Here is a 3969-nt window from a genome sequence, read left to right as displayed (position 1 = left end):
ACTAGGCAGAACCCTCGGTTTCGCTTTCCTCGTCGAACAGTCGCGGCACCGGGAGATAGGCATTGGCAATGAGCCAATCGCCAATGATGGTCTTGATCAGATCCGATTTCGCCAGCCCCATTTCTACTGCGACGCCGGACAGCGTTTCCCCAATGCCGGGATCGAGATTGATGCCGTCGGTGTTTCGAATTATCAGCGCGGCGCGTCGAAGCATGATTTGAAGATCAGCGCGCGGAATGTCTGCGATGCGGTCGGACGCCTGCTGCAATTCATCGGCGAACGTCGAGCGGGTCACTAGTGCCTCCCTCCCAAGATATATTGATCGCCGTCGGCGCGATGCCCACGACAGAACCAATGGGACGGCCCCTTCGGCCGCGCGAAGCCGAAGCGCGCGGTGGCCGCATCCAACGCGCTCGCAAGCGTGCTTCTCAATCCGCTGGCAACTGGGCCGAGATGCCGGCCGCAGCGAGACACAGCCTCGGCCGCCTCGATGCCGCGCTCCTGCTCCTCTGGCCAAGCGCCCTTGATTTCCAAGCGAAGCTTCATCGTTCGCCTCCTGTGTCTATCCTGTCGTCAGTGAACAAAATGAGAACCTGAGAGTCAATCCCTCTTGACCTGACAGGAATATGTTCCTTATTCCTGAATGCATCTGTGCAAGGAATGCTATGGGAAAGCGCCAAAGCGCGCCGGCGAGCGAAGCTATGTCGGAATTGGAACTCGCTGCTCAACATGCAATTGAGGCGGCGGGTGGTGACGCTGTGGTCGCCTTGCTAAAGGTACTAGCAAGGAATTTGGAGATCGAGCGCGAACTGGCGTTGTCGCGTGCGGCTGTCTCGGCCGGCTTTTCTCGCGGCTGGCACAAGGCACGTCCATAGATGGGGGACACGGCTGAGGACAATTTCCGGATCGAGGTTTGGGATAGCGAGGAGAAGACGCACCTCGAAACAATATCCCGATCACCAGATGCCATGGTCAGCCAGGCGGCATGGCAGGCCGCGATCCGTCGCCGCCCAGGCATGCTGCTGATCCACTACAACAGCCGCCACGTCATGGAGAAGATCATTACGCCGGGTGAGGTTAAGATCCCGCCCCAGACGATTATCGACGGTAGCATCCATGCCGGGCTGGATGTCGCACTTGGTGATTTGCGCTCATGGCACACGCTGCGGGCCTGGTGCACAAAATGCTCGCATCACGCGACGGTAAAGCCGGAAGGGCTGATCAGGCGATACGGTAGGGATGCCTTGTTCAGCTCGGTCGAGCGGGCGCTTTTCTGCACGAACTGCGATCGCGGCGGGCCGGTTCGGCTTGAGGTCCACAGCCTGCCGCGAAACTGAGGGAGCTGGAAAATGCATGACCACACGACAACTCGTGAAACTCTTCAAAATTGCCGGGAAAAGTATGGGCCAGGTAGCGCACGACTCTGGAGTTATCCATCAGTCGGTCAAAAAAGCGCCCGGCTGCCAGCAGTTCTAGGCTCACGGAGCCACGTCGCTCCACGGCGCTCAAAAACTCACTGCTTAGCTCGCCAAGTTCAGGCGTCATCGCGCCCAGTTGGTCTTCAGACACGTTGGCAATCATCGCTGGATCGAAACCCTCGGCCAGCAGCGAGCGCGGCGTAAAAGCGACAAGGATCTTTGCGTACGTGAACGTGACCCGCTCCATAGCAACCATCAGTCGGGCAATTTCCAATTGCCTGACGGGAATCACATGCCGCAGCAAGCCGAAGATTTTCACCTTCACAGGGTAGTCTTGGAGGAAATCGAGGACGTCCGGGCAAATCCCGCTGACAGAATGACGGCCTGCATTCTTGCCAGGAAAGGGCTTGCTGGCATGCGCTGCTGCACCCGGTTCGTACTTCGCGCCTTGCAACCTCTTGGCCAAGAGTTTTGGTATGGTAGCAAGCCCCTCGGACACCAGCAATGAGTGAAACCTTTTGTCACTCAATATCAGACGAAGCGCTTCGACCAGGCTACTCAAGCGCTGTTCTGTTTCCACAGTTTCTCTTATGAAATTGCGCTTGCGTGCGCACTCCGCTTCATAGGTTGCTATGAGCTTGGGAGCGAATAGCTTCTCCCTTGACCCTGGTTGATCGGCAGCAATACTACGGGCGTGTCTCTGGTCGCTGTTTTGCAAAGCATTGTAAGCGGCCTCGCTGGTCATAGGGTGCTTCGGACTCACGCTACGTTCTCTGCACCTGTTCGCTCCGCCAGCGTGATAAGCGGGCTGAGCGTGGGAAAAAGGTAGGTGTCCAGTTGTGCGCCATTGTTAGCGCGCAGCTCCGATATGCCGACGATTTCACGTACAGGGGCAATCAGATAGTCCCGGATGACAAGGTCACCCGGACTCATCCTGATCAGGACGAAAATGTCGGGTTGTGACTGGTGCTTGATATTCAGAGACCAGACCGGATATCCGAATACGGAAGCGCCGCAACGTGCGATTTCGATAGCAACAGTGAACTCATCGTTGATCCGGAGAATGCCGTTTCTCAGGTCATAAGTTGCCTGTCCGCTAGTCCTCCCGATCGCCACCAATAGGTCATCTATTGCCTTCAAACGCACCGTCTTCAGCCGCTTTTTCGCGGCGATGATCTGGCAGTTCCGAGGCATCTGATATCCAATGAATTCGTAGAGTTTCAGAAGGCTTCCGAAGCGATGGAAATAGAGGCTAGCTGCGGGGCACTCGGGTGCAGCGTCAATAATCGCGGTCGATAAGGCGCCACGGCGCGCGAGGACATTCTTCAGCGCTGCCAGCATCTCGTCGTTGTTCATACGCAAATAGAGTGTTTTGTGGATAAGTTGCGCCCGCTTGAATAGCTTGCGGTCAACAATCGGCTCAAATGCACCTTCCGTGCGCACCCACTGTTCGGGGGGATTGTTCACCGCCTTGCCTTTGAGCTTAGAGGAGCGCCGATTCCAGACGCTGTTGCCAATGTACGTTTCATTGGTCAGAACGGTGCGTACGCTTTCCCGCTTCCATGGGCGCCCAAGGTCAGTCATCACGCCGCGCTTATTCAACAGCCTTGCGATTTCAAGCTCTGTCTGGCGCGTTTTGACGAAGTGGCTGAAAATCCATTGTACTGTCGCGATCTCGTCTGGCGGCCCAGGCACTACGATTACTCGGTCGGTGTGCATGCTCTTTTGTTCGCGCTTTGAAAGGATTAATTTGGGGCGTCCCGAATCGTCGACCAGCAGGCGTCTTAGGCCGAGGCCCGGCTTACTACCCTGGCGGAACCCCATCCGGACCAGCCTTGCCTGGCCGATGAATGTCTTTTGCGAGAGCATGCGACTGTGCTCAGCCGCCATGCTGCGCTTTATCGCCTTCAGCACGTCTGATCCGATGCTGCCATCGTTGGCGAACTGCTCTGCGCAAAATTCGATTCGCACGCCAGCCATCTGGCATCGGTACTCATACACGGCGCTCTCATCGACATTCTGGAACCGTCCCCAGCGGCTGACATCGTAAACCACAACCGTTTCGAAACCGGCTCTCCCGCTCTCGACATCGGCTAGCAACTGCTGAAGGCCGGGACGGCCTCCGAGGTTGAGACCACTGCGACCAGCGTCCTTGTAGGTGGCGACGATGTCGTAGCCCATGATATCCGCGTAGTCGCGTATGGCATCCCTTTGGTTGTCGATAGAATAGGTCTGGTTTTCCGTCGACATGCGCAGATATTGGGCCGCAGGCACTGCGCGCCTACCTGAAGGAGCTTTTTGGGTCGGTACAACCTTGTCCATCGCTTGCTTGCGCCCCTGCCGATCGGACATGCTAACGATCATCGGCCTGAGGTTTGGTTCAAAATACCTCTCCAGTTTATGTCGAATGCCTGGTTTTTTCTGGTTGGACCCTTTCAACTGTCGGTAAACGCTGACTCACTTCGTGAGAGCGCGTGCCCCCGTTCCGCCGCAATGCGACCGCACGGGACGGTCGATAGGATTTCAGACTTTTAAGGGAGACCTCCATGAC

4 protein-coding genes are annotated in these 3969 nt (G+C 56.8%); 1 reads left to right on the top strand and 3 read right to left on the bottom strand.

Going from position 1 to position 3969, the window contains the following annotated elements; genetic code table 11:
- On the top strand, positions 1-298 hold a 298-nt coding region (locus EOB49_RS37055), incomplete at its 5' end, for a hypothetical protein (protein WP_206526175.1).
- Here the strand turns inward: EOB49_RS37055 and EOB49_RS32525 are convergent.
- The 3 genes from EOB49_RS32525 to EOB49_RS32505 form a co-directional block, all read right to left on the bottom strand.
- Positions 295-546 carry a hypothetical protein gene (locus EOB49_RS32525; protein ID WP_127383370.1) on the bottom strand — a complete coding sequence of 84 codons (252 nt, stop codon included), beginning with the start codon at positions 544-546 and terminating at the stop codon, positions 295-297. The genes EOB49_RS37055 and EOB49_RS32525 overlap by 4 nt on opposite strands.
- A gap of 702 nt (positions 547-1248) precedes the next feature.
- Positions 1249-2163 (bottom strand): plasmid partitioning protein RepB C-terminal domain-containing protein, encoded by a 915-nt coding sequence (locus EOB49_RS32510; RefSeq protein ID WP_127383368.1) that lies wholly within the window; start codon positions 2161-2163, stop codon positions 1249-1251.
- Between the two features lie 14 nt (positions 2164-2177).
- Complete coding sequence (locus EOB49_RS32505) at positions 2178-3770, bottom strand: recombinase family protein (RefSeq protein ID WP_348630287.1); 1593 nt, start codon at positions 3768-3770, stop codon at positions 2178-2180.
- Positions 3771-3969: the final 199 nt, after the last annotated feature.

The sequence above is a fragment of the Mesorhizobium sp. M7A.F.Ca.MR.148.00.0.0 genome, from assembly GCF_003997735.1.
Classification (GTDB): domain Bacteria; phylum Pseudomonadota; class Alphaproteobacteria; order Rhizobiales; family Rhizobiaceae; genus Mesorhizobium.
Note: the sequence above shows the minus strand (reverse complement) of the source record. Positions and strands in the feature narration are given on the sequence as shown.

What these genes read in the sequence shown, in the direction of transcription:
- EOB49_RS32525 (WP_127383370.1), bottom strand. Translation starts at nt 546, where the DNA reads ATGAAGCTTCGCTTGGAAATCAAGGGCGCTTGGCCAGAGGAGCAGGAG.
- EOB49_RS32510 (WP_127383368.1), bottom strand. Translation starts at nt 2,163, where the DNA reads ATGACCAGCGAGGCCGCTTACAATGCTTTGCAAAACAGCGACCAGAGA.
- EOB49_RS32505 (WP_348630287.1), bottom strand. Translation starts at nt 3,770, where the DNA reads ATGTCCGATCGGCAGGGGCGCAAGCAAGCGATGGACAAGGTTGTACCG.